Origin of the sequence: Mesorhizobium sp. LjRoot246, assembly GCF_964254115.1 — a bacterium.
GTDB lineage: Bacteria > Pseudomonadota > Alphaproteobacteria > Rhizobiales > Rhizobiaceae > Mesorhizobium.
In genome coordinates this window covers 3,669,409-3,692,366 of the sequence record NZ_CAXUSN020000001.1, presented here as the reverse complement: position 1 = coordinate 3,692,366, position 22,958 = coordinate 3,669,409, and the positions used below count along the sequence as shown (strand labels likewise).

The 22,958-nt window shown below is 63.1% G+C and carries 20 protein-coding genes and 2 pseudogenes; 4 read left to right on the top strand and 18 right to left on the bottom strand.

Features of this window, described 5'->3' with window-relative positions; translation table 11 throughout:
- Window positions 1-108: 108 nt before the first annotated feature.
- The 3 genes from trmFO (at window position 109) to ACSQ3L_RS17855 (ending at window position 2,192) form a co-directional block, all read left to right on the top strand.
- Entirely contained in the window at window positions 109-1,521 is a 1,413-nt protein-coding gene (gene trmFO / locus ACSQ3L_RS17865) for a methylenetetrahydrofolate--tRNA-(uracil(54)-C(5))-methyltransferase (FADH(2)-oxidizing) TrmFO (RefSeq protein WP_436161150.1), read from the top strand.
- Between the two features lie 64 nt (window positions 1,522-1,585).
- A complete protein-coding gene (locus ACSQ3L_RS17860) occupies window positions 1,586-1,888 on the top strand; it encodes a type II toxin-antitoxin system ParD family antitoxin (protein ID WP_436161149.1) in 303 nt (100 codons plus the stop codon).
- Window positions 1,860-2,192, top strand: a complete 333-nt coding sequence (locus ACSQ3L_RS17855; RefSeq protein WP_436161148.1) for a type II toxin-antitoxin system RelE/ParE family toxin — start codon at window positions 1,860-1,862, stop codon at window positions 2,190-2,192. The genes ACSQ3L_RS17860 and ACSQ3L_RS17855 overlap by 29 nt, the downstream gene beginning before the upstream one ends.
- 3 nt (window positions 2,193-2,195) lie before the next feature.
- Here the strand turns inward: ACSQ3L_RS17855 and ACSQ3L_RS17850 are convergent, their stop codons facing one another.
- From ACSQ3L_RS17850 to yajC, 6 genes are all read right to left on the bottom strand, one after another.
- A complete protein-coding gene (locus ACSQ3L_RS17850) occupies window positions 2,196-3,146 on the bottom strand; it encodes a sterol desaturase family protein (protein WP_436163474.1) in 951 nt (316 codons plus the stop codon).
- On the bottom strand, window positions 3,146-3,580 hold the full coding sequence (locus ACSQ3L_RS17845; RefSeq protein ID WP_436161147.1) for a hypothetical protein: 435 nt from the start codon (window positions 3,578-3,580) through the stop codon (window positions 3,146-3,148). The genes ACSQ3L_RS17850 and ACSQ3L_RS17845 overlap by 1 nt, the downstream gene beginning before the upstream one ends.
- Window positions 3,581-3,672: 92 nt before the next feature.
- Window positions 3,673-4,506 (bottom strand): phytoene/squalene synthase family protein, encoded by an 834-nt coding sequence (locus ACSQ3L_RS17840; RefSeq protein ID WP_436161146.1) that lies wholly within the window; start codon window positions 4,504-4,506, stop codon window positions 3,673-3,675.
- A 1-nt stretch (window position 4,507) separates the two neighbouring features.
- Window positions 4,508-4,951: an Mth938-like domain-containing protein gene (locus ACSQ3L_RS17835; RefSeq protein WP_436161145.1), complete on the bottom strand. Its 444-nt coding sequence runs from the start codon at window positions 4,949-4,951 to the stop codon at window positions 4,508-4,510.
- Window positions 4,926-7,475, bottom strand: coding sequence for a protein translocase subunit SecDF (secDF, locus tag ACSQ3L_RS17830; RefSeq protein ID WP_436161144.1), 2,550 nt, complete (start codon window positions 7,473-7,475; stop codon window positions 4,926-4,928). The genes ACSQ3L_RS17835 and secDF overlap by 26 nt, the downstream gene beginning before the upstream one ends.
- Before the next feature lie 51 nt (window positions 7,476-7,526).
- A complete protein-coding gene (gene yajC / locus ACSQ3L_RS17825; protein WP_008876289.1) occupies window positions 7,527-7,865 on the bottom strand; it encodes a preprotein translocase subunit YajC in 339 nt (112 codons plus the stop codon).
- A gap of 299 nt (window positions 7,866-8,164) precedes the next feature.
- Here yajC and ACSQ3L_RS17820 point away from each other — a divergent pair, with 299 nt between their 5' ends.
- Window positions 8,165-9,040 carry an ATP-binding protein gene (locus ACSQ3L_RS17820; RefSeq protein ID WP_436161143.1) on the top strand — a complete coding sequence of 292 codons (876 nt, stop codon included), beginning with the start codon at window positions 8,165-8,167 and terminating at the stop codon, window positions 9,038-9,040.
- Window positions 9,041-9,150: 110 nt separating this feature from the next.
- On the opposite strand, the gene ACSQ3L_RS17815 is transcribed toward ACSQ3L_RS17820, so the two are convergent.
- The 12 genes and pseudogenes from ACSQ3L_RS17815 to ACSQ3L_RS17760 form a co-directional block, all read right to left on the bottom strand.
- Window positions 9,151-10,674 (bottom strand): peptidoglycan DD-metalloendopeptidase family protein, encoded by a 1,524-nt coding sequence (locus tag ACSQ3L_RS17815; RefSeq protein ID WP_436161142.1) that lies wholly within the window; start codon window positions 10,672-10,674, stop codon window positions 9,151-9,153.
- Window positions 10,675-11,155: 481 nt separating this feature from the next.
- Window positions 11,156-11,809: a protein-L-isoaspartate(D-aspartate) O-methyltransferase gene (locus ACSQ3L_RS17810; RefSeq protein WP_436161141.1), complete on the bottom strand. Its 654-nt coding sequence runs from the start codon at window positions 11,807-11,809 to the stop codon at window positions 11,156-11,158.
- Entirely contained in the window at window positions 11,806-12,564 is a 759-nt protein-coding gene (surE, locus tag ACSQ3L_RS17805; RefSeq protein WP_436161140.1) for a 5'/3'-nucleotidase SurE, read from the bottom strand. The genes ACSQ3L_RS17810 and surE overlap by 4 nt, the downstream gene beginning before the upstream one ends.
- A 229-nt stretch (window positions 12,565-12,793) precedes the next feature.
- A pseudogene (serS, locus tag ACSQ3L_RS17800) lies at window positions 12,794-13,405 on the bottom strand (serine--tRNA ligase); the annotation flags it as partial.
- Window positions 13,406-13,564: 159 nt separating this feature from the next.
- Window positions 13,565-14,275, bottom strand: a pseudogene (locus ACSQ3L_RS17795) (serine--tRNA ligase); the annotation flags it as partial.
- A 355-nt stretch (window positions 14,276-14,630) separates the two neighbouring features.
- Window positions 14,631-15,497, bottom strand: coding sequence for a twin-arginine translocase subunit TatC (gene tatC, locus ACSQ3L_RS17790; RefSeq protein WP_436161139.1), 867 nt, complete (start codon window positions 15,495-15,497; stop codon window positions 14,631-14,633).
- Window positions 15,494-16,273 carry a Sec-independent protein translocase protein TatB gene (tatB, locus tag ACSQ3L_RS17785; protein ID WP_436161138.1) on the bottom strand — a complete coding sequence of 260 codons (780 nt, stop codon included), beginning with the start codon at window positions 16,271-16,273 and terminating at the stop codon, window positions 15,494-15,496. Before tatB ends, tatC begins: the two co-directional genes overlap by 4 nt.
- A gap of 29 nt (window positions 16,274-16,302) precedes the next feature.
- Window positions 16,303-16,524 (bottom strand): twin-arginine translocase TatA/TatE family subunit, encoded by a 222-nt coding sequence (locus ACSQ3L_RS17780; RefSeq protein ID WP_013531295.1) that lies wholly within the window; start codon window positions 16,522-16,524, stop codon window positions 16,303-16,305.
- Between the two features lie 170 nt (window positions 16,525-16,694).
- Entirely contained in the window at window positions 16,695-17,465 is a 771-nt protein-coding gene (gene scpB, locus ACSQ3L_RS17775) for an SMC-Scp complex subunit ScpB (RefSeq protein WP_436161137.1), read from the bottom strand.
- Window positions 17,462-18,262, bottom strand: a complete 801-nt coding sequence (locus ACSQ3L_RS17770; RefSeq protein WP_436163473.1) for a segregation and condensation protein A — start codon at window positions 18,260-18,262, stop codon at window positions 17,462-17,464. The genes scpB and ACSQ3L_RS17770 overlap by 4 nt, the downstream gene beginning before the upstream one ends.
- A gap of 62 nt (window positions 18,263-18,324) precedes the next feature.
- Complete coding sequence (nagZ, locus tag ACSQ3L_RS17765) at window positions 18,325-19,344, bottom strand: beta-N-acetylhexosaminidase (protein WP_436161136.1); 1,020 nt, start codon at window positions 19,342-19,344, stop codon at window positions 18,325-18,327.
- Window positions 19,345-19,475: 131 nt separating this feature from the next.
- A complete protein-coding gene (locus tag ACSQ3L_RS17760; RefSeq protein WP_436161135.1) occupies window positions 19,476-22,856 on the bottom strand; it encodes an SPOR domain-containing protein in 3,381 nt (1,126 codons plus the stop codon).
- Between the last annotated feature and the right edge of the window lie 102 nt (window positions 22,857-22,958).

The following is a 22,958-nucleotide window of genomic DNA, read 5'->3' as shown; positions in this document are numbered from 1 at the left end:
CCCCCGGCGGGTGTTGTTGTTTTCAGGGGTTGATTCCCTGGCTTGCAGTTTGCCCCGCGCCGCGCACGGCAATTGCAATCGCCGCGCCAAGCGATTATTCCGGCGCTCATGAGCAAAAATCCCATCCACATCATCGGCGGCGGCCTTGCCGGTTCCGAAGCCGCCTGGCAGGCAGCGCAGGCTGGCGTTCCCGTCGTCCTGCATGAAATGCGGCCCGTTCGCGGCACCGATGCCCACAAGACCGATAGCCTGGCCGAGCTGGTTTGCTCCAATTCCTTCCGCTCCGACGACGCCGACAACAACGCCGTCGGCCTGTTGCACGCCGAAATGCGGCTGGCCGACTCGCTGATCATGAGCGCCGGCGACGCCAACCAGGTGCCGGCTGGCGGTGCGCTTGCCGTCGACCGCGACGGATTCGCCGACGCTGTGACGAAAAAGCTCGAAGCGCACCCGCTGATCACCATCCAGCGCGAGGAAGTACCGGGCTTGCCGCCGACGGATTGGGACCAAGCGATCATCGCCACGGGTCCGCTAACCGCACCAGGGCTTGCCCAGTCGATTGCCGAAGCGACCGGCGCCGATGCGCTCGCCTTCTTCGATGCCATCGCGCCAATCGTCCATTTCGACACGATCGACATGGATATCTGCTGGTTCCAGTCGCGCTACGATAAGGTCGGACCCGGCGGCACCGGCAAGGACTACATCAATTGCCCCATGGACAAGGACCAGTACCTTGCCTTCGTGCAGGCGCTCGTCGATGGCCAGAAAACCGAATTCAAACAATGGGAAGGCACGCCCTATTTCGATGGCTGCCTGCCGATCGAGATCATGGCCGAGCGCGGCGTCGAGACATTGCGCTACGGCCCGATGAAGCCGATGGGGCTGACCAATGCGCACAATCCGACGGTTAAGGCCTATGCCGTCGTGCAGCTGCGGCAGGACAATGCGCTGGGTACGCTCTACAACATGGTCGGTTTCCAAACCAAGTTGAAGCATGCCGAGCAGGTGCGCATCTTCCGCACCATACCGGGTCTCGAAAACGCCGATTTCGCCCGCCTCGGCGGCCTGCACCGCAACACCTACATCAACTCGCCGACCCTGCTCGATGCTTCGCTGCAGTTGAAGTCGCGCCCCGGCCTGCGTTTCGCCGGCCAGATCACCGGCTGCGAAGGCTATATCGAAAGTGCTGCCATCGGCCTGCTCGCCGGGCGCTTCGCCGCCGCCGAAAGGCTCGGCCATGCACCCTCCTTGCCGCCGCTCACAACAGCCTTCGGCGCGCTGCTCAACCACATCACCGGCGGGCACATCGTCTCCGATGACGAGCCTGGAAAGCGATCGTTCCAGCCAATGAACGTCAATTTTGGCCTATTCCCGCCGGTCGAAGCGCCGAAGACCGAGGGCAAACGCATGCGCGGCAAGGACAAGACCGTCGCCAAGCGGCACGCCATCACATCGCGCGCACGCGCCGATTGCCGTCAATGGCTGGGATTGGAAGCGCAAACGGCCGAAGCTGCGGAATAGCTTCTGTATGATGGACCTCAGGCGTAGGGTAGGATAGTATCCTACTTTATCTGGGAGACGACCCATGGAATCCGCCGAGAAACTGTCCATCACCGTCACGCCTGCAATGGCGCGTATGATCCGCGAGAAAGTCGAGGACGGCTCCTTCGGATCGGCGAGCGAAGTCATCCGCGCAGCCCTGCGAGCCTTCCAGCGCGAGGAGGAAGAGCACGCCGAGCGCATGGCGTCGATCAGGGCGCGGGTGAAGGCATCGATCGAGGACACGAGGCCTGCTGTTCCGCTCGACGAGGCGATCGATCGGGTAAAAAGTCGGATTTCACAGATGGCGCGAGATAGTAATGATCCAGCGTCTCGCCGTCGTTCTTAGCGAAAACGCGATCTCCGATCTTGAAGCGATTGGCGCCTACATCCTTGAGAACAGCGGCAGCGAAAACATCGCCAACGGCTTTGTGGATCGGATAGAGGAGCGTTGCCAGAGTATCGGCAATGCACCCCGCGGCGGTCGCTCGCGCGACGATATCGTTCGGGGACTACGAACCGTCCCATTCGAGCATTCCGCCGTCATCACCTATCTGATCGAGAACGATGTCGTCCGCATCGTCAACATCTTCCATGGCGGTCGCGACTATGAGACGCTGATGCGCGACGGCGGGTCGAACGAACCATCCTGATATTTATTCAGCCGGCTCGACACCAGCCATCGGCAGCCCCGGCTTGCCGGCCTCACCCGGATTTCGCCTGACATAGGCCGCCTTGAGACTCTCCGAAGTCTCGCGCGAGCCGTCATGGCTCCAGCCTGGCGGCTTGATCAGATAGTTCAGGCGATCGCGCAAGGTCAAGCCGGGCGCAAAGGTGTCCTTGAACATGCCGATCCATTCGTGGAACGCCACTTTCAGCGGATTGAACGTGCCGAGATTTTTCACAATCCCATAGCGCGGCCGGTCTTCCTCCAATTCCTCAACGAAGGTACCGAACATCCGGTCCCAGATGATCAGCGTGCCGGCATAGTTGGCGTCGAGATAGCGCGGATTGGTGGCATGGTGGACGCGGTGGTGTGACGGCGTGTTGAAGACGAACTCGAACCAGCCCCACATCTTGCCGATCGTCTCGGTGTGGATCCAGAACTGCCAGACAAGGTTGAAACCGAAGGTGAAGGCTATCACCGCCGGATGGAAGCCAAGCAGCACCAGCGGCGCCTGCAGCACGAACATGAAGGTGAACAGCCCGGTCCAGCTTTGCCGCAGCGCCGTCGACAGATTGTAGTGCTGGCTGGAATGGTGGTTGACGTGCTCGGCCCACACCCAGCGCACCCGGTGCGCGATGCGGTGATAGACATAGTAGCGCAGATCATCGAGCAGGAAGGCGGCCAGGAACACCCAGACCGACAGGCCGAGATTAAAGACGCGGAATTGCCAGAGCCACAGCAGCGCCCAGTAGGACACGACGCCAAGCAGCAGGCCGGCAACCACATTGCCGGTGCCCATCATCAGGCTGGTCAGTGTGTCGCGCGTCTCGAACGAACCCTTGGCGCGGCCGGTTCGCACCAGCCAAAGTTCGATCAGGATCGCGACCACGAAGAACGGGATGGCCAGCTGGGTGACCTGTGGAAAGTCGTAGCTGTCCATCATGCAGCCTCCCTCGCGGAATGTGTGTGTTGCCGCTCAAGCGCTTTCAGCAAGCCTCGTGCATCTGTTGCGCTGGCAAAGCGGAAGCGGCCGCCCTTCCAGGTGAAATCGGCAAGCCGGAACGAGACCGTGTTCGCATCCCCGGCGTTCAAAACCGCGATATCTCGAGGCGTGACAATGCGGGTCAAAAAGCAGTCTCCGATGCTGTGGACGATACCGATGCGCCCTCGCCCGATATCCAGAAACGCGGTCCTGGCATCCGCTGTCAGGCGGACCACCATCGCGATCTCGTCAGGAAAATCCTCGGCAAATCGGCTCATTGCATGATCTGCGCCAATGAGCGTCGCCGTCTTGCTGCCGCCGGTGAAATGCACCGCGGCAACTGACAGCGCGATGCCAAGGGCGACGATCGCAACCAGCAAAGGCAAGCTCATGGAACGGGCATCTCCTCCGGCCGGCCTGTCGTCTGAGGCGACAGTTTTGGCGCGGAAACTTCTTAGCACGATTGACGTTTACGTCAAAGTGCCTACCAACCCTTGGTCACGCGACGCAGCAGCAGCCAATGCCGGCGCAAGCCCGACAGCCGCGCCACACCATCGAGCGGCGAGCCATTCTCCATTTTGCCGAGATAGGCGCGCGACAGGGCCAGCGGCAGGAACGCTGGGCGCAGCGAGACCGGAACAGCAGACGCGCCCTGTTCGAAGGCGGAAAGATGTTCCCGTGCCAGCGCGATCATCGCCGCCACCGCGCGTTTGGCGCCGGGTCCGCCATCGCCGGCAATGAATTCTTCCGGCGACGATCCCGCCGCCGCCAGAATGTCGGCCGGGACAAAACATTGTCCGCGCTTGCGGTGCAGCGGCAGCAACAGCAGCAGGCCGGTCATCGCCTGCGCGCAGCCAGCCCTGCCCGCCAGTTCGGCAAAGCGCGGCGCCTCGCCGGGGTCGAGCACCATCGCCGCAAGTTGGATGAGCGCGGCAGCCGTCTCGCCGCAATAGCCTTCCAGATCGGTGCGCGAGGGCATGGGATCGTCGTACAGGTCGAAGATGCGCGCATCGAGCATGTTCTCGAAGGCCGGTTTTGGCAGGCTGAATGTCGCTATCGTGGCATTCAAGGCTTCGGCTGTGGGATGGCCGGCACCGGCCTCCCCGCCGGCAGCAATGACATCGCGCCACCATTGCAGCCGCACCTCGCCCGGCAGCGCTTCATGGATGCGATCGCGAATGCCTGCGATCTCGGCATTGAAGGCGTAGAGCGAAAACAGCGCGTCGCGCTTGTCCGCCGGCGCGTAAAGCGCGGTCAGATAGCGGTCATGGTCGGCGGCGCGCACCGCGTCCATGACGATTTTGGCATTCTGGGACATGTCAATCGACGGCGATAAGTGCTGCGGCCACGGCGCGGTCCTCCGCCAGAAGGACATTGTAGGTCCGCACCGCGGCACCCGTCGACATCGGATCGGACGCAATGCCGGCGGCCTTCAGCGCGGCCCGCAGTGCCGCCGGCAACGGCCGGAGATCCCTGCCCATGCCCACCAGCAGGATCTCGACCTTGCCGGCCTCAGCCAGCAGCCTGTCGAAATCCGCCGCCGTCAGCGCCAGAGGATTCGCCGGTTCCCAGCCATGGATGCCGGACGGCAGGCACATGAGCGAGCCGCGATGCGACATGTCGGCAAAGCGGAACCCGCCATTGCCGTAGGCTTCGATCGGCGCGCGGCCTGGAAAATGCGCCTCGCGGATGACGATGCCTTTGCCGGTCACCGTTAAACCCCTTCGGGCCGGCGCGTCAGGTCGCGACCGCCTTGCCGCCATTGACCGGCTTCTCCTCGTCGGCCGAAGCCGTCGGCCTCAGCTTGAACAGGATCAGCAGCGGCGCCGCGATGAAGATCGACGAGTAGGTGCCAAAGACGACGCCGAACAGCATGGCCATGGTGAACGAGCGGATCACCTCGCCGCCGAACAGAACCAGCGCCAGCAGCGCCAGGATCGTCGTCACCGAGGTCAGCGTCGTTCTCGACAGCGTCTCGTTGATGGCGTTGTTCAGGAGTTGCGGCAGCGGCATGCGCTTGTATTTGCGCAGATCCTCTCGAACACGGTCATAGACAACGATCGTATCGTTCAGCGAATAGCCGATGATGGTCAGGATCGCCGCCAGCGACGACTGGTTGAACTCCAGCCCGGTGATGACGAAGAAGCCGAGCGTCATGACCACGTCGTGCACCGTCGCCACGATGGCGCCGACCGCGAACTGCCACTCGAAGCGGAACCAGACATAGACCAGGATACCGAGCAGCGCGATCAGCATGGCGATCGTGCCTTGCTTGGCGAGCTCGCCGGACACGGTCGGTCCGACCACTTCGACGCGGCGGAAGTCATAGACGTCCTGCAGCTCGCCGCGCACCTTGTCGATGACGGTCTGCTCGGCATTCTCGCCACCATCCTGCGTCCCGACGCGGATCAGCACGTCGTTGGGCGTACCGAACTGCTGCACCTGGACTTCACCGATGTTGAGTTCGGTCAGCCGCGCGCGGAGGTCGGCGAGATCGGCATTGCCGCTCTTGGTCTGCACCTCGATCAGCGAACCGCCCTTGAAATCGATGCCGTAGTTGATGCCGACGGTCATGAACAGCACCACCGACAGGATCGAAAGTGCGCTCGATAGCGTGAACGTCCAGCGACGGATGCCCATGAACGGGATCTTGGTGCCGGGCGGAACGAAGGTCACCGGTGCCTTCGGCAGTTCCTTCGGGCGAGCCCGGCGCAGCCAGATCGAGACCAGCAGACGGGTGAAGGTGAAGGCGGTGAAGACGGTCGTCAGGATGCCGATTGCATAGGTGATGGCAAAGCCCTTCACCGGACCGGTACCGAGATAGAACAGCACCACGGTGGCGATCAGCGAGGTGATGTTGGAATCGACGATGGTCGCCAGCGCCTTGGTGAAACCGGTATCGATTGCCTGGATGACTGAGCGGCCGTTTCGTCGCTCCTCGCGGATACGTTCGTAGATCAGCACGTTGGAATCGACCGCCATGCCGATGGTCAGCACGATACCGGCGATACCCGGCAATGTCAGCGTCGCGCCAAGCAGCGAGAGCACCCCGACGATCATCGCCACGTGCACCGCCAGCGCGATGTTGGCGAGGAAGCCGAGGAAGCCGTAGGCGACGAACATGAAGGCAACGACGAGGATCGAACCGATGATGCCTGCGACCTTGCCGGCATGGATCGAATCCTGGCCAAGGCCCGGACCCACCGTGCGTTCTTCGATCACCGTCAACGTCGCCGGCAGCGCACCGGCGCGCAGCAGCACGGCGAGATCGTTGGCGCTCTGAGCCGTGAAATTGCCGGAGATCTGGCCGGTGCCGCCGAGGATCGGCTCGCGGATCTGCGGCGCCGAAATGACCTGGTTGTCGAGGATGATGGCGAACAGCTTGCCGACATTCTGCGCCGTGGCCTGGCCGAAGCGTGCCGCCCCTTTCGAATCGAAGCGGAACGACACCACCGGCTCGTTGTTCTGCGAATTGTATGTCGCCTGGGCATCGACGAGGTTTTCACCCGAAACGATGACGCGGTTCTCGATCAGATAGGGGACCGGCGGATCGTCCTGCGAATACAGAACCGACGAGCCGGCGGGCGGACGGCCATTGAGCGCATCCTGCACCGGCATCGACTGGTCGACCATCTGGAAGGTCAGCTTGGCGGTCTGGCCGAGGATTTCCTTCAGCCTCTGCGGGTCCTGAAGGCCCGGCACCTGGACGAGGATACGATCGTCGCCCTGCCGCTGCACGATGGGTTCGGTCGTGCCGAGCTCGTTGACGCGGCGCTCGACCACCTCGATCGACTGCGTCAGCGCCGTCGACGTGCGGTATTTGATGCCGGCGTCGGTGACGTTGAACTTGAGCAGGCCGGGCTCGGAATCGTCGAGCGTCATTTCCTGGATCGAGCCGCCGGTGAACAGGCCGGCAGCGACTGGATCGGTCAACGCCTTCAACGCCTTCTTGGCGGCATCGAGCTGGGCGGGATCGGTGATGCGGACCTGCAAGGTCCGTCCCGTGCCGGCAAGGCCGGTATAGCCGATCTTGGCGTCGCGCAGCAGCGTACGGATTTCGTCGCGCGTCGTCTCCAGCCGGTCCTTGATCAGATCGTTCTGGTTCATCTCCAGCAGGATGTGCGAACCGCCCTGCAGGTCGAGGCCCAGCGTCATCTGCCGCTTCGGCACCCAGTTGGGCAGTTGTGCCAGCGTGCTGGCGGAGAACATGTTGGGCGCGGCGAGGATCACTGTGATGGCCACGGCCACCCAGATCAGGATCATCTTGAAGCGCGAAAAATAAAGCATATGGCGTCGTCCGTCAGAGCGTGTCCGCGGATCACTCCGCCTGAATTTGGATTATTTCTTGGCGTTCTGGTTCGCCACCGGCTCGCCCTTGACGCGCACATCGGCGATCGTCGAACGCAGCGCGGTCACCTTGGTGCCGCCGCCGAGGTCGATCTCGAGTTCGTTGTCGTCGATCACCTTGGTCACCTTGCCGACGAAGCCGCCGCCGGTAACCACCGTGTCGCCGCGACGAACCGCGGCCAGCATCTCGCCACGCTTCTTCAGCTGCGTGCGCTGCGGCCGGATGATCAGAAAATACATGATCACGAAAATCAGGACAAACGGCAAAATGCTGATGAACATGTCGGGAGAAGCGCCAACGCCTTGGGCGTATGCCGGTGTCACGAACATCGAGGTACTCCTGAATTTTGAAAACAGCCGCCAATTTGGCGGCCCCTTGAAATTTGGCCGGAATATAGTCGGTAAAGTTGTCAATGCAACTGCGCGGCCGGCCAAATCGGCTGCTTTTCCGGCCTGTTGAGCCGTGTTAGAGCGTGATCGCGAAAAGCGCGAGCCGGTTTTCTCGGACAAACGGAAACCGTTTGTCCAAAGATCACGCTCGAACAAAAGGTTACAACCGGTTTTGTATCAGACGGAATCGGGCAGCTTCACGCTCCCACACGCCAAAAACGCGAAAACAAAAGACGGATATGACCGACAGCAGCATTGAAGCCTTGAACCAGAAACTCGACCGGCTGATCGAGGCGGTGAGCCGCCTCGCCCCGCCGCCGGTGCCCGAAACCGACCTCGGCGAGGCCGATTGCTTCGTCTGGCAGGCCGATCCGGGCTATCTGGAGCCGGTGCGCAAGGTCAATCGCGTCGACATCGGCCTGATCCGTGGCGTCGACCGCGTCCGAGACATCCTGGTCGACAACACCGAACGCTTCGCTACCGGCTATCCGGCCAACAACGTGTTGTTGTGGGGCGCGCGCGGCATGGGCAAATCGTCGCTGGTCAAGGCCGTGCATGCGGAAATCAACGCCAAGGGCAAGTCAGACCTGCCGTTGAAGCTGATCGAAATCCACCGCGAAGACATCGACACGCTGCCGAAGCTGATGGGATTGCTGAAAGCGGCCCCGTTCCGCTTCATCCTGTTTTGCGACGACCTCTCCTTCGACCACGACGATACCTCCTACAAGTCGCTCAAGGCAGCGCTCGAAGGCGGCGTCGAGGGCCGCCCGGCCAATGTCATCTTCTACGCCACCTCGAACCGCCGTCATCTGTTGCCGCGCGACATGATCGACAATGAGCGCTCGACCGCCATCAACCCGTCCGAGGCGGTCGAGGAAAAAGTGTCGCTGTCCGACCGCTTCGGCCTGTGGCTCGGCTTTCACAAATGTTCGCAGGACGAGTATCTCGACATGATCGACGGCTATATCCGGCATCATGGCCTCGCCATCGATCCCGAGCAGCTACGCGCCGAGGCGCTGGAATGGGCGACGACGCGCGGCAGCCGGTCGGGCCGCGTGGCCTGGCAATTCACGCAGGATCTGGCGGGACGGCTCGGCAAACCGCTGAAGGATTGACCTCCCGGAGCCAACTGAAAAAGCCCGCTCCTTGCGGAACGGGCTGAGCCGGCGGGCCGGACTGGAGGTCAGACGGCCCGCAAATTGCTTTTTTTCTTCTATTCGAGCGACTATTCGAGATAGCCGGAGGGATCGACCGGGGCGGAGTTCTTGCGCACTTCGAAGTGCAGCTTCGGCGAGTCCGTCGTGCCGCTCATGCCCGACAGCGCGATTTCCTGGCCGCGCTTGACCTTCTGGCCGCGCTGCACCTCGATCGAGCTAGCGTGGCCGTAGACGGTGACCAGGCCATTCTCGTGCCGCACCAGAACCGTGTTGCCGAATTCCTTGAGCCCGTCCCCGGCATAGATGACGACGCCATTCTCGGCCGCCTTGACCGGCGTTCCTGCCGGCACGGCGATGTCGACACCGTCCTTGCCGGATCCGAAACCGGAGATCACGCGCCCGCGCACCGGCCAGCGCATCTTGCCGATGCCGGTGGCGTCAGGCGCAACGGCATCGTCGTCCTCGGCCTGTTGGATGACTTTCGAATCTTTCTTCGGCGGCGTGTAGGACGCCAGCGTTTCTGACGGCGTGGTCTTTGCAGCTGGCTGCGTGGTCGCCGTGGTCACCGGATCGATTTTCGCCGGCTTGGCGCTGGCGACCGTCGCGGTCCCACCGGCCGGCACCTTCAGGGTCTGGCCGATCTTGAGCAAGCCATCCTTCATCCCGTTAGCCTGCTTGATGGCGACAACACCGACGCCGGTCTTCCTGGCGATCGACGAAAGCGTGTCGCCCGACTGGACCGTATAGGTGCCAGCAGCGCCTGTCGCCTTTGCCGCGGCCACCTGCGCAGGCTTGGGCTCCTTGGGTTGGTTTGCCGCAGCCGAGGTGTCAACCTGTGCGGCGGACTTGCCCTCCTTGAGCTTCGGCTGCTGCGGCAGCACCGCGACTTTTTGGGGTGCGGTAGCCGGCAGATCGTGCTTGCCGTCTTTCGCCGGCTTGGCATCGGCGACTTTCGGCTCGCCCCTGCTCGAATAGGCATAGGCCGGAATGATCAGCTTCTGGCCGGTCTTCAACCCCTTGGTCGCGCTCAGCCCGTTGACCTTCATGATCACGTCGGACGGCACCTTGTAGCGCTGCGCCAGGCCGCCAATCGTTTCGCCGTCCCGAACGACAATCTCGGTTGCATGCGGCTTACCAGAGGACGCCACTCGCGGCTCATCGGGCTGCGCAACCTTGAAAGGCGATGCGGCCGGAGCGACGGTGCCAGTCGTGGTCCTGTCGACATGCGGTGCCGGAGTCAATGCGGTGCGCATCGGCTTCGCTGCGGGCGCCAGAGCGGGAGCCGGCTGCGCCTGGGCAACGGGCGGCGGCAGCGGCCGCGTCGAGACAGGCTCGAGGCTGGAGCGGCTGACCGACTGCGTATGGCTGCCATCGAGTGGAGCGGCCGCGACATCGCCCGGATAGGGCTGCTGTACGGCATCCTGCTTGTTGATGATGGTGCGCTGATTGTTGGTCGAGGATGTAAAGACGTCGTCGACGCCATTGAACCGCGAAACCTGGGAACTGCACCCGGCCGCGGCGCCTGCAATCATGAGGACGGCGCAGCCTCGCGCCAGATTGCGTCCATTTGCCTTCAAAACACTGAGTTGCATCGCACTGACCCGCACATACCCGGTACAAACTAGGCATGATTAAAGCGCGTTAATGTTACTCGACGGTTAACCTCATGGAATCCGGCGCAATTTTCTTAAAATATTAGAGGACTGGCTTGGGCATATCGGGACTGAGGCCTGGCCGCGCCGAGAGTGGCTGGGTCCGAGACCCGGAAGGCAGCGGACATTGGGGTTTGGTGAGTCCCGAAAGCGCGGCAAGCCGCCATTCGCCGGGCAGCATCACCTGAGTATCGACACCGCCTAGACTACTAGTTCGGAGTGTTCGCAAAGCGGGCCACAACGCTACCGCCGTCATCCTCGGGCTTGTCCCGAGGATCTACGGACATGCGAAGGATAGCCATGTTATTCAAGTACTTTTGCTGATGTCGGCAGATCCTCGGGAACAAGCCCGAGGATGACGGGAATCCGTGGCGCACCACGATGAGGGGCGTCGCCTGAATCCGTTCAATCGTGACGCGCTTTAGATGACGGCCGCGACACTGCGCAAGATCGGCTGCAGGCGAACGAGGCCGATGTCTTCGCGCTCGAACCGGCTGCCGACCTTGGTCAGCTTGGCCAGCACCTGTTCGCCCTCTTCGGGGCCGATCGGGGCAATGACGATGCCGCCGCTCGACAATTGATCGAGCAGGAAGCGCGGCAGGTTGTCGAAGGCCGCCCAGGCGACGATGCGGTCGAATGGCCCTTCATTCGGCAACCCGTTGGAACCATCGGCGTGGCGCACGATGACATTGCCGATGCCGAGCGCCTCGAAACGCTGCCTGGCCTGCTCGACAAGCGTCTTGTAGCGATCGGCGGTGACGATCCGCCCTGCCAGCCGCGACATCACCGCCGAGGTATAACCGGAGCCGGTGCCGATCTCGAGCACGCGATTGCCGTCCTCGATGGCAAGCGCCGCGATCACCGCCGCCTGCATGTCGGCGCCTTCGATCGCTTCGCCGCATTCGATCGGCAGCATGCGGTCCGACCACGCGATGGAGTGGAACTGGGCCGCCAGGAAACCGCGCCGCGGCGTCGCCTCGAAAGCCGCGATCAGCGCCTTCGGCACCGTTCCCCGGCCGCGCAGGCGCAGGAGAAAGGCGGCAAAGCCTTCGCGGTCATCGATCGGGAGGTTCATGCAAGCGCCTTGCTCAATTGGTCACGAATTTCATGCGCGGTCAGGTCGAGCTGCAGCGGCGTCACCGACACCAGCCTGTTGCGCAGAGCGTAGAGGTCGGTGCCTTGCTTGCCTTCGACCGGTTCGCGGCCGAAACGCAGCCAGTAGTACGGCAGGCCGCGCCCGTCGCGGCGTTCGTCGACCCACAGGGAGTGCACGAGCTTGCCTTGCGAGGTGACCACCGTACCGGCGACCTCTTCGGGCGTGCAATTCGGGAAATTGACGTTGAGCAAAACGCCCTCCGGCAGCGGCGTTGCGACAAGCTTCTTCAGCAGCGCCGGCGCGAGCGCTTCGGTCGTCTCGTAAGGCACCACGCGATCCTCGCCGACATAGCTGTAGCCCTGGCTGAGCGCGATCGAGCGGATGCCGAGCAGAGCGCCTTCCATGGCGCCGGCAACGGTGCCGGAATAGGTGACGTCGTCGGCGATGTTGGCGCCGGAATTGATGCCGGAGAGGATCAGGTCGGGTGCGCCAGGCAGGATCTTCTTGACGCCCATAATGACGCAATCGGTCGGCGTGCCGCGCACGGCGAAATGCCTCTCGCCGATCTTGCGCAGCCGCAGCGGCTCCGAGATCGACAGCGAATGCGCATAGCCGGACTGGTCCTGCTCCGGCGCCACCACCCAGACATCGTCGGACAGCGTGCGCGCGACGCGTTCGAGCGACGCCAGGCCCTCGGCATGAATGCCGTCGTCATTGGTCAGGAGAATGCGCATGAAGCCGCCTTCGCAGAATTGGACTGACGGCAGCGCTCTGTGGCGCCCCCCTCTGGCCTGCCGGCCATCTCCCCCTCAAGGGGGGAGATTGGCAGTTCCGTAGCCGCCGCATTCCCCGCTACGCCAACAATTAGCGAAAGCCGTGATGACAGCGCAATCTCCCCCCTTGAGGGGGAGATGTCCGGCAGGACAGAGGGGGGCGCCAAGGAATGCGACACTGCCAAGCTAGTCACTTCGATGATTCGATCTTTTCCAAACCGCCCATGTAAGGCCGCAGCACTTCAGGAATGGTTACGCTGCCATCCTCGTTCTGGTAGTTTTCGATGACGGCGATGAGCGCGCGGCCGACCGCGGTGCCCGAACCGTTGAGCGTGTGGACGAAGCGGTTGCCCTTGCCGTCCCTATCCTTGTAGCGGGCGTCCATGCGGCGCGCCTGGAAATCGCCGCACACCGAGCAGGACGAGATTTCGCGATAGGCGTTCTGGCCCGGCAGCCAGACCTCGATGTCGTAGGTCTTGCGCGCGCCAAAGCCCATGTCCCCGGTGCACAGCGTCATGGTGCGGAACGGCAGGCCGAGCCGCTTCAGCACTTCCTCGGCGCATTGCGTCATCCGCTCGTGCTCGGCAAGCGATGATTCCTGGTCGGTGATCGACACGAGTTCGACCTTGTAGAACTGATGCTGGCGCAGCATGCCGCGCGTGTCGCGCCCGGCCGAGCCTGCCTCCGAACGGAAGCACGGCGTCAGTGCGGTGTAACGCAGCGGCAATTTCTCGTGGGCGGTGATTTCTTCACGCACGAGATTGGTGAGCGGGACCTCGGCGGTCGGGATGAGGCCAAGCCGCCTTTTCGAATGTTGGTAGTCATCGGGAGTAAAGTTGGTGGCCTCATACTCGGCATCACGAATGAAGCTAAGAGCGCGATCAACTCCTTGCTCGATCGACGTTGGAGGCCCCCCTAAGGATGTCCCCTCAAGAGCCAATCTTCGGGCCATCTTGAGCTTCCAATCATCGTATTCGGGCGTACGAGGATCGGTAAAAAATAAGTCCTCCTCGAATTTCGGCAACTGACCGGTGCCGAAAAAAACCTCGTCGCGCACCATCAGCGGCGGAATGACTTCCTCATAGCCATGCTCGGTCGTGTGCAAATCGAGCATGAACTGGCCGAGCGCGCGTTCCATCCGCGCCAATCCGCTCTTCAGCACGGTGAAGCGCGAACCTGACAGCTTTGCCGCGCGCTCGAAATCCATCATGCCGAGCGCTTCGCCGATCTCAAAGTGCTCCTTCACCCAGTTTGGCCGCGCAGGCACCTTGCCGACAACGTGCTTGACGACATTGTCGTGCTCGTCCTTGCCGACAGGCACATCGTCGAACGGCACATTGGGCAGCACCGCCAGCGCGTCGTTCAGCGCCTTGTCGAGTTCGCGTTCGCGCGCCTCGCCGTTCTGGATGAAGGTCTTGATCTCGCCGACTTCGGCTTTCAGCTTCTCGGCAAGAGCCGCATCGCCCGAACGCATGGCGTTGCCGATTTCCTTCGAGGCGGCATTGCGGCGCTCCTGCTTGGTCTGCAGTTCCGTGACGTGTTCGCGCCGCGCCTCGTCCGAGGCGATCAGCCCATCGACCGTGGACTGCGCCTCGCCGGCGTCCCACGAGCGCTTCATCAGCGCCTCGACAAGGGCCTTCGGGTTGTCGCGGATCCATTTGATGTCAAGCATGATTTGAACGCTCCTGGGTAGCATGTCGCCCAAAAGTGCGTAGCGGTTTTGGGACAATCGACATGCTTCAAACAAAACTGAAACGCATCGCTTGATGGCGGTGCGTTTCAGCCAGAGGGCCTAAACCGCATCCTTGACCGATGCAAGATGGGCATGGGGAAGGCAAGCCTGCGATCTCGCTTTAACGCGCTTTCGACGGGATGACGGAGAGCCTGAAATGAAAACCTGCCTCTGCGGCGGGTCGCCGGTGCAAATCAGCACCATACCGAGAATCATAGCATAGCTGCCCTCAGCAGGTAAAGAAAAAATTCCTATCGGCATCGATTCCGAGCCAGCCGGGACGCGGCGCCACGGCTTATGTGGAAGATACGTCCGCTGGCTTCTTCTCGGCGACCTCGTCCGCCGCGTCCTGCTTCTCGCGCGCCACGCGCTGCTTTTCCTGATCGCGCTCGATCAGCCGGGCAGCCCAGATGGAGACCTCGTAGAGAAGGATGGTTGGAATGGCCAAACCGATCTGGCTCATCGGATCGGGAGGGGTCAGCACGGCCGCGACGACGAACGCAATGACGATCGCCCATTTGCGCTTCTCGGCCAGCGCCTTGGACGACAGCATGCCGACGCGCGTCATCAGGCTGGTCACCACCGGCAGTTGGAACACCAGGCCGAAGGAGAAGATCAGCGTCATGATCAGGCTGAGATATTCCGACACTTTCGGCAGCAGCGAAATCTGCACCTGGTCGTCGGTGCCGGCCTGCTGCATGGCGAGGAAGAACCACATCACCATCGGCGTGAAGAAGAAATAGACCAGCGACGCGCCCATCAGGAACAGGATCGGCGACGCGATCAGGAACGGCAGGAAGGCGTTGCGCTCGTTCTTGTAGAGGCCAGGCGCGATGAATTTGTAGATCTGCGTGGCGATCAGCGGAAAGGCGATGACCATGCCGCCGAACATGGCGAGCTTGACCTGCGTGAAGAAGAATTCCTGCGGCGCGGTGTAGATCAGCTCGACCTTGTGCGGATCGAGCCCGGCCCATTGCGTCGCCCATTTGAACGGGACGACTAGGAGGTTGAACAGCTTCTTGGCGAAGAAGAAACAGACCAGGAAGGCAACGAAGAAGCCGCCCAGCGACCAGATCAGCCGCCGGCGCAGCTCGATCAGGTGCTCCATCAGCGGCGCCGACGATTTCTCGATCTCGTCTCTTTCCTTGTCCGAAACGCTCACTTGGCGGCTCCCGCCGTCTTCTTGGCCGCCGGCTTCTTCATCGGAGCAGGCTTCGGTTCGGTCTTCGTCCCCGTCTTGGCCGCCATGGTCTTGGCCGCAACAGCTTGGGCCGCAGCGGGCTTCGCGGCCTTGGGCATTTCAGGCTTTGCCGCCGTCTTCGCCGGCGCCTTGGGCGCGGGCGTAGCCTTCGCGGAGATCGTTTTCGCCGGCGCTGGAGCCTTTGCGCCATTTGCCGAAGCCTTGGCCGGCGCAGGCTTGGCTTTCTTCGTCGCAGGCGCCTTCGGCGCCACAACAGCTTCTGTCGACACCGATGATGTCGCCACCGATTCATCGATCATGGCCGGGAAAACCGGCGCTGCCGGTGCTGCTTCCGGTCCGTTGACACCCGGCATGGTCGTTGCGCCATTCTTCAACGGTTCGGCGGCCTGCGGGGTCGAGGCGGCAGGCGTTGCCGGATCAGCCGCCGGCTTCGGCTTCATCGCCGCGTCGACGCCGGAACGAACGTCGGCCGCGGCCTGTTCGAAGGGATTAAGCTGCTTCCTGATCTCGGCCATCGGGCTCATGCCCCTGAGCTCGTCGACGGATTTCTTGACGTCGTCGAGCTCGGCTTCCTTCAGCGCCTCGTTGAACTGTTTCTGGAAATCGGATGCCATGGCGCGCAGCTTCGCCGTCGTGCGGCCGAAGGTGCGCAGCATATTGGGCAAATCCTTGGGTCCGACGACCACGATCATGACGATCGCGATGACCAGCATTTCGGTCCAGCCGACTTCAAACATGGCACTTTGTTCCGACTAGAGCCCGTGGCTCAGCTCTTGCTGGCTTTTTCCTTCGCGGCCGCAACGGTCTCGTCGGCGCGATGTTCGACGGTGCGCTTGTCTTCGGCAACGTCGTCGTCGGCCATGCCCTTCTTGAAGCTCTTGATGCCCTTGGCCATGTCGCCCATCAGCTCTGGAATCTTGCCGCGGCCGAACACCAAAAGCACGATCACCAGCACGATCATCCAGTGCCAAATCGAAAATGAACCCATAACAAATCTCTCTCGAACGTTTTCCCTGGCGATGATCTATGCGCTTTCGCGTTGGGATTCAAACACAACTGCGACAGAGTTTATGAAAGGGTGGCGGATGTCACGCATTTTCAACGCGATGGCCCCGCTACGAATCCGCGCATCCTCGACACGTCGGCCGCCAATGCCAGTTAATCTTCAGTGACGCGCGGCGTCAGCAGGCCGAGTTCCTCGAGGTCGATGTCGGTCAGCGCATCCTCGTCGTCGGTCAGTGCGTCGGGATCGGCCGGCGGCTGCGGAATGGAGAAATTCGACGGCATGCGGCCAGAAAGCAGCCCCGCCCCCTTCAGTTCCTCCATGCCGGGAAGATCGCGGATTTCCTCCAGCGCGAAATGGTCGAGGAAGGTCTCCGTCGTGCCGTAGGTGACAGGGCGTCCCGGCGTCTTGCGCCGGCCGCGCATGCGCACCCATTCCGTTTCCAGCAGCGTGTCGAGCGTGCCTTTCGAGGTCTCGACGCCGCGGATGTCCTCGATCTCGGCGCGCGTCACCGGCTGGTGATAGGCAATGATCGCCAGCACTTCGAGAGCCGCGCGGGAGAGCTTCCTTTGCTGGACAGTATCCCGGCTCATCAGGAAAGCCAGGTCGCCGGCGGTACGGAACGCCCAGGCATCGCCGACCCGCACCAGATTGACGCCACGCCGCGCATAGATTTGCTGCAGCTCGGCCATGGCATGGGCGATGTTGATGCCGTCCGGCAGGCGTGCCGCAAGCTGCTTTTCGCTGACCGGTTCCGCGCTGGCGAACACGATCGCCTCGGCCATGCGCACGGCTTCCGCCAGATGCAACCGCTCGGCCGGGTTCTGTACCACCTGCTGCTCGGCCGGATCCTGTGAAAACAGTTCCTCTTCGGATTCATCGCCGACATTGAACGGGATAACCGAAGCGTTGGCGCGTTCGCTCATGATGCCACCTCGACTGCCTTGATTGCCTGCGTGCGGCCGCGCAGATAGATCGGCGCGAACACTTCGTCCTGCCGCATGTCCATCGTCCCTTCGCGCACCAGCTCCAGCGTGGCCGCGAATGAACTGGCGATCGCCGTGCGCCGCTCCTCTGGGCTGGTCATGTACGCGATCAGAAAACTTTCCATCGTCGTCCAGTCGCTCACGGCCCCCACCAGGCGGGTCAGGATGTCGCGCGCGTCCTTGAGCGACCACACGCCGCGCCTGGCGATCGTCACATTGTTGATCGCCTGCTTCTGCCGCTGCTGGGCATAGGCGGTCAGGAGATCGTAGAGCGAGGCCGAATAGGCGTTGCGCTTTTCGACGATGACCATTTCCGGCATGCCGCGCGCGAACACGTCGCGGCCGAGCCGGTTGCGGTTGACCAGCCGCGCCGAGGCGTCGCGCATGGCTTCAAGCCGCTTCAGCCGGAACTGCAGCACCGCCGCCAGTTCCTCGCCGCTTTCGCCCTCGTCGCCCGGCTGCTTGGGGATCAAAAGCTTAGACTTGAGGAAGGCCAGCCACGCCGCCATCACCAGATAGTCGGCGGCAAGCTCGAGCCTGAGCGCCCGCGCCGTCTCGACAAAGGTCAGATATTGCTCGACCAGCGCCAGGATCGAAATGCGCGCCAGATCGACCTTCTGGGTGCGAGCGAGATGCAGCAGAAGATCGAGCGGACCTTCGAAGCCGGCCACGTCGACGACCAGCGACGGGTCGCCGGTGACGCGTGAATCGTCATTCTCGGCCCACAGACGGTCCATCGGTGCGGCCTTTGCGGCCTTGCTTTCCAATGTTTCCGCCACTGCCTGTCACTCTCCCTTTGCTATGCCACCGCATCGAAGTAGGTGGCGAATTCGGCACGTATTTCGGTTTCTTCAACCGTGTCGCGGTTCGTTATATAGGTCAGCGCCCGCTTTGCGCGCTCCAGCGACGTGCCCTCAAGGCCCGTGGTCCGCGATGCAATGCCGGCCATCTCCTCGAAAACGCCGTTGCAGTGAAGGACCAGATCGCAGCCCGCCGCAAGGATCGAGGCCGCCTTTGTCGGGAAATCCCCAGAAAGTGCCTTCATCGAGGTGTCGTCGCTCATCAACAGCCCGTCGAAGCCGATTTCGCGCCGGATGATCTCGTCGATGACCTTGCCGGAGGTGGTCGCCGGGTTGTTGGGGTCGATCGCGCTGTAGACGACATGCGCCGTCATCGCCATCGGCAGATGGTTGAGCTCCCTAAACGGGGCGAAATCATGCCGCTGCAGGTCGCTGAGCGAGGCATTGACCACCGGCAACTCGAAATGCGTGTCGGCAAAGGCACGTCCGTGACCCGGAATGTGCTTCATGACCGGCAGCACCCCGCCCGACAACAGGCCTTCGGCAGCGGCACGGCCAAGCTCGATCACCGGTCGCGGGTCCTTGCCATAGGCGCGCGCGCCAATGACGTCGCTGGCGCCCTCGATCGGCACGTCGAGCACCGGCAGGCAATCGGCTGATATGCCGTAGCGCAGCAGGTCGAAGGCATGCAGCCGCGCCATCAGCCACGCCGCGCGGGCGCCGGCGTCATGGTCGTCGCGCCACAGCGCGCCGAGCGCGCCGCCGGCCGGATAGTTCGGGGCAAGCGGCGGCCGCAGGCGTTGAACACGCCCGCCTTCCTGGTCAATGAACACCAGCGCGTCCGGGCGCCCGATGCAGTCGCGCATCTCGGCGACCAGGTCGCGGATCTGTTCGGTCTCGCCGATGTTGCGCGCAAACAGGATGAAGGCCCACGGGCATTCATTGCGATAGAAATTGATTTCTTCGCGGGTAAGCGATTTCCCGGCACAGCCGAGGATCATGGATTTTGATTCGGTCATGTCAGGAGTTTAGGGCTTTGCGCGATCAAAGGGAATCGCCGGGGATCAGATACGGTGCAACGCCGGATCTGCTTTCCCCATGAAAAAGCCGGCGCGGTGACCGCGCCGGCTTTTGGTGATTGGCTCCGGCTCTAGCGCGAGACGAAACAGTTGCCGCCGGCGGCCTTGTAGCTGGTGCACAAATTGATCGCGTCATTGCGCGACTGGGCCGGAACGCGCACGCGGTAGAACGTGCCCTTGCCGGCGATCTCGGCCTTGACGATGTTGGCGGTACGGCCCGACAGCACGCTGCCGTAGCGGCGCTGCAGATCCTGATAGCTGGACTGGGCGCTTTCGACCGTCGGCTGCGAAGCGATCTGCATCGACCATGAACCACCGCCGGTCGCGGTCGATGCCGGATCGATGGATGCGACCTGATCGGGCTTGACCTCGCCGACGACATCGACCGGCTGGTCGGACGGGCGCTGCGGCGCGAGCGGAACCTTTGCCGGCGTGTTGGCCGACTGCACCTTGGCCTTGGCTGGCGCCACCGGCTTGAGGGCCGGTTCGGCGCCAGCCTGGGCCGCGGCGGGCGTCACGGTGCCGGTCTGGTCCGCCTCAGCCTGCGCCGTCGGGGCAACATGCTGCGGCGCCGGGTCGACCGGTTCCGTAGCGGCCACTTGCGGGGCGGCGGGCGCCGGATCCTCGCGTGGCACCAGCGAACCGTCCGACTTGACCACCATGGTCCTCACCTTGCGCGGCGCAACGGCGACGACATCGGCATTGGTGCCCTTGTCGGCATCCTGCAGCACCTGCGCGATGCGGTCCTCGGACTTGGGCGCGGGGGCCGCGCTGTCGGCCGGCGCGGCAGCGGCACTGTCGGCCGGAGCGGCGACGGCGGTCGATGCGGCGTTGCCGTCATCCGTTCCGCCGGCAGCGGCATTCTGGTTCGGCGAGAGATCGATGGCGCGGGCCGGGTCCTTCGCCTGCACATCCACCGGCTCTTCGACGTTGGTGACCAGCTTTTCCTGGACCGGCTCGGCGGGCTTCGCGCCCCTGACCGCGTCGTAGACCTTGTTGTCCTGGTTCGGCACCACGGCGCCGCCCGGATTTTCCGGCTTGACCTTGATCGGCGCATTATCGGCCTTGACGATCACCGGCGCTTCGCTGCCGCCCTTGCCGCCGAAAGACAGCGCAAAGGCGCCAAGGCCGCCCGCGACCGCCACCGCGCCGACAATCGCGGCGATGAACAAGCCACGCCCGCGCCATGGCCTCGCGGCCTCGCGCTCGCCGAGGCCCGGAACGGTCATCGCCTCGTCCAGTTCGGGATCGTAGTCGAGTTCATCGACGGTGAAATCATCGGCCTGCGAAACTGGCTGGCTGCCGGGCAGACTGTCGAGATCGAAGCCAGAAGCATCGGCATAACCCGTGGGCGCCGCTGCGCGGGCAGACATGTCCATCGGCCGCGCCGCATAGGTCCGCGCTTCCGGCTCATAGCCCGGCTTGACACTGTCATAGCCCGGCTTGGCGTTGTCATAGCCCGGTTTGACGTTGTCATAGCCTTGCGTAAAGCCCGCGGCGTAGGAGTCATCATCGTAAGACGCGCCGGCCACGTTGCCTGCGGGAGCGGCAGCGACTTCCACCGCGTTCATCTCGGAGAGAAGGCTGGAGAACTCGGCATCGAGATCGTCGTAGCCAGGCGTCGCCGGCTGATCTTCCTCGAAGTGCAGTTCCGGAATATCGAGATCGTCCGCCAGCGCCACGACACGCTCGGGCACATCGACCGTCTCGACATCGGGCACGTCTTCGTAACGCGCGGGCTGGTGCGATTGCGGCGCCGACACAGGGGCAGCCTGGGCGACGGTCTCGACCGGCTCGGCCGGACGATAGAACGTTGCTGCGGCAACTGCCGGCGCCGCGGCCATGGATGCCGTCGAAGCTGACGGCTGAGTGCTAAATGACGGCTGGGCGCTGAATGATGGCTGCTGCGGAACCGGCGTCACGCGGCTCCATGAACGGGCAGGCTCAGAGGCGGTGGAACGCTCCGCCAGCCAATCCAGAGAATCCGCCGAATTGTCGCGGGAAGCGGCCGCATCGCGGGGATTTAGGCTCTTGGCCAAAGCGTCGTCGAACGCGTCGTCGTCGAGATCGATATCACCATGTTCGGGGTCCGGATCTGAAGCCTCCTGCTCGAGTTCATCAAGCATGAGATCGTCAATATCCGCATCGGCCGCTTGGGCCGCGCCAACGTGCTGAACCTGCTCAGGCGCGTGTTCGTCGAGATCCCAGTCGAGGTCGTCGACAAGATCGGCCGGTTCCTCGGCGGTCTCCGCGGCTTCGACGACAGGCGGCTGCTCAGCGGCGGCAGCCGGCTGAGCCGTCATGGGCTCCCTGGCCGCCGGCGCCGCACGCGTGGTCATGGCGCCCAGCAGCGCATTCAACTCGTCTTCCAGGCTCCGCTCGTCCGTGATCGGGGCTTGCACCGCAGGCGCGATATCGGCTTCTGGCGCCACCGGCTGGACCGCAGCGGCGGCAACCTCCGCGACCGGCTCTTCGACCGTTTCGGCAAACGTGTCGTCGAATTCGAGGTCGAAAGCGTCATCCGACGCGCCTTCAGGGCTGGAAGTCTCGCCCTTCGCGTCCGCGGCATCGGCAAGCTCATCATGCGCTTCCGGCTCTTCGAACGCGACCGGCTCGTCCCCGCGACTATCAAAATCCATGTCGACATCAGCCATGGCGTCGTCGAAGTCGCCGGCGAAATTCTCGTCGGAAGTCTCACGCGCAGCCGCCTGTGCCGGCATGGGATACTCGACGGGGTCGGCCGCCATGTAGGACTGTTCGGGCGCCGAATGGCCGTCGAGCATCAACTCGTCTTCGAGCGAGATCGCAACCGCATCGTCGAATTCATCATCGGCGGCTGCCGGCTCGACAGAAGCAGGCGCGTCAACGACCGGCGCGGCATGCTGTGCCTCTTCGGCCTCCTCATCGAGGCGAAAATCCTGGTCGAGCGACGCGGCAAGCTCATCCGCCATCGGCTGATCGTCCTCGAAGGGCGAAACGTCTTCGAGCGAATTGGCGACGGCATTGTCGAAATCGGAATCGAAAGCCGGCTCGACAGACGGCACGGCTTCACCTGCCGCCGCATGGCTGGCGCCTGCGACGTGGTCGTCGATCTCAGCCATGTCCAGTTGGAAATCGTCGTCGAGCGACACCGAAAGCTCGTCGTCCATCACGCTGGCATCGGCCGCTTCGAATGCCGGCTCTTGCTCGAATGCCGGCTCAACAGCCTCGACAACCGGAGCGGCGTCGCTGTCATCAGCGCCGAACTCGCCCATCAGTTCCTTCTCGAGATCGATATCGAAATCGCCCAACTCCGTCGCGTGATCGGCAACGGGAGCTTTCGGCTGGGCGGGCGATTGCGGCCTGACTGGCTGGCGCGGGTCGAACCCCATGATCCTGGTCAGTTCCGCGAACGGATCATCGTCAGTGAGGTCGTTGTTATCGGCTACTCTCAGCTGGGTTCTGTCTGCCATTATTGTTCCCGAACTCGCACTCATTCGGACGCCATGGACGTCGCGTAGGGTTGGCCCTTACCAGCGCAATGTGGGCAAAAGGTGACAGGTTATTTAGTCAAA

Bases quoted from the DNA above. Each gene is read 5' to 3' on its own strand.
- trmFO (WP_436161150.1), top strand. From the start codon at position 109: ATGAGCAAAAATCCCATCCACATCATCGGCGGCGGCCTTGCCGGTTCC.
- ACSQ3L_RS17860 (WP_436161149.1), top strand. From the start codon at position 1,586: ATGGAATCCGCCGAGAAACTGTCCATCACCGTCACGCCTGCAATGGCG.
- ACSQ3L_RS17855 (WP_436161148.1), top strand. From the start codon at position 1,860: ATGATCCAGCGTCTCGCCGTCGTTCTTAGCGAAAACGCGATCTCCGAT.
- ACSQ3L_RS17850 (WP_436163474.1), bottom strand. From the start codon at position 3,146: ATGGACAGCTACGACTTTCCACAGGTCACCCAGCTGGCCATCCCGTTC.
- ACSQ3L_RS17845 (WP_436161147.1), bottom strand. From the start codon at position 3,580: ATGAGCTTGCCTTTGCTGGTTGCGATCGTCGCCCTTGGCATCGCGCTG.
- ACSQ3L_RS17840 (WP_436161146.1), bottom strand. From the start codon at position 4,506: ATGTCCCAGAATGCCAAAATCGTCATGGACGCGGTGCGCGCCGCCGAC.
- ACSQ3L_RS17835 (WP_436161145.1), bottom strand. From the start codon at position 4,951: ATGGCGGCAAGGCGGTCGCGACCTGACGCGCCGGCCCGAAGGGGTTTA.
- secDF (WP_436161144.1), bottom strand. From the start codon at position 7,475: ATGCTTTATTTTTCGCGCTTCAAGATGATCCTGATCTGGGTGGCCGTG.
- yajC (WP_008876289.1), bottom strand. From the start codon at position 7,865: ATGTTCGTGACACCGGCATACGCCCAAGGCGTTGGCGCTTCTCCCGAC.
- ACSQ3L_RS17820 (WP_436161143.1), top strand. From the start codon at position 8,165: ATGACCGACAGCAGCATTGAAGCCTTGAACCAGAAACTCGACCGGCTG.
- ACSQ3L_RS17815 (WP_436161142.1), bottom strand. From the start codon at position 10,674: ATGCAACTCAGTGTTTTGAAGGCAAATGGACGCAATCTGGCGCGAGGC.
- ACSQ3L_RS17810 (WP_436161141.1), bottom strand. From the start codon at position 11,809: ATGAACCTCCCGATCGATGACCGCGAAGGCTTTGCCGCCTTTCTCCTG.
- surE (WP_436161140.1), bottom strand. From the start codon at position 12,564: ATGCGCATTCTCCTGACCAATGACGACGGCATTCATGCCGAGGGCCTG.
- tatB (WP_436161138.1), bottom strand. From the start codon at position 16,273: ATGTTTGAAGTCGGCTGGACCGAAATGCTGGTCATCGCGATCGTCATG.
- ACSQ3L_RS17780 (WP_013531295.1), bottom strand. From the start codon at position 16,524: ATGGGTTCATTTTCGATTTGGCACTGGATGATCGTGCTGGTGATCGTG.
- scpB (WP_436161137.1), bottom strand. From the start codon at position 17,465: ATGAGCGAACGCGCCAACGCTTCGGTTATCCCGTTCAATGTCGGCGAT.
- ACSQ3L_RS17770 (WP_436163473.1), bottom strand. From the start codon at position 18,262: ATGGACCGTCTGTGGGCCGAGAATGACGATTCACGCGTCACCGGCGAC.
- nagZ (WP_436161136.1), bottom strand. From the start codon at position 19,344: ATGACCGAATCAAAATCCATGATCCTCGGCTGTGCCGGGAAATCGCTT.
- ACSQ3L_RS17760 (WP_436161135.1), bottom strand. From the start codon at position 22,856: ATGGCAGACAGAACCCAGCTGAGAGTAGCCGATAACAACGACCTCACT.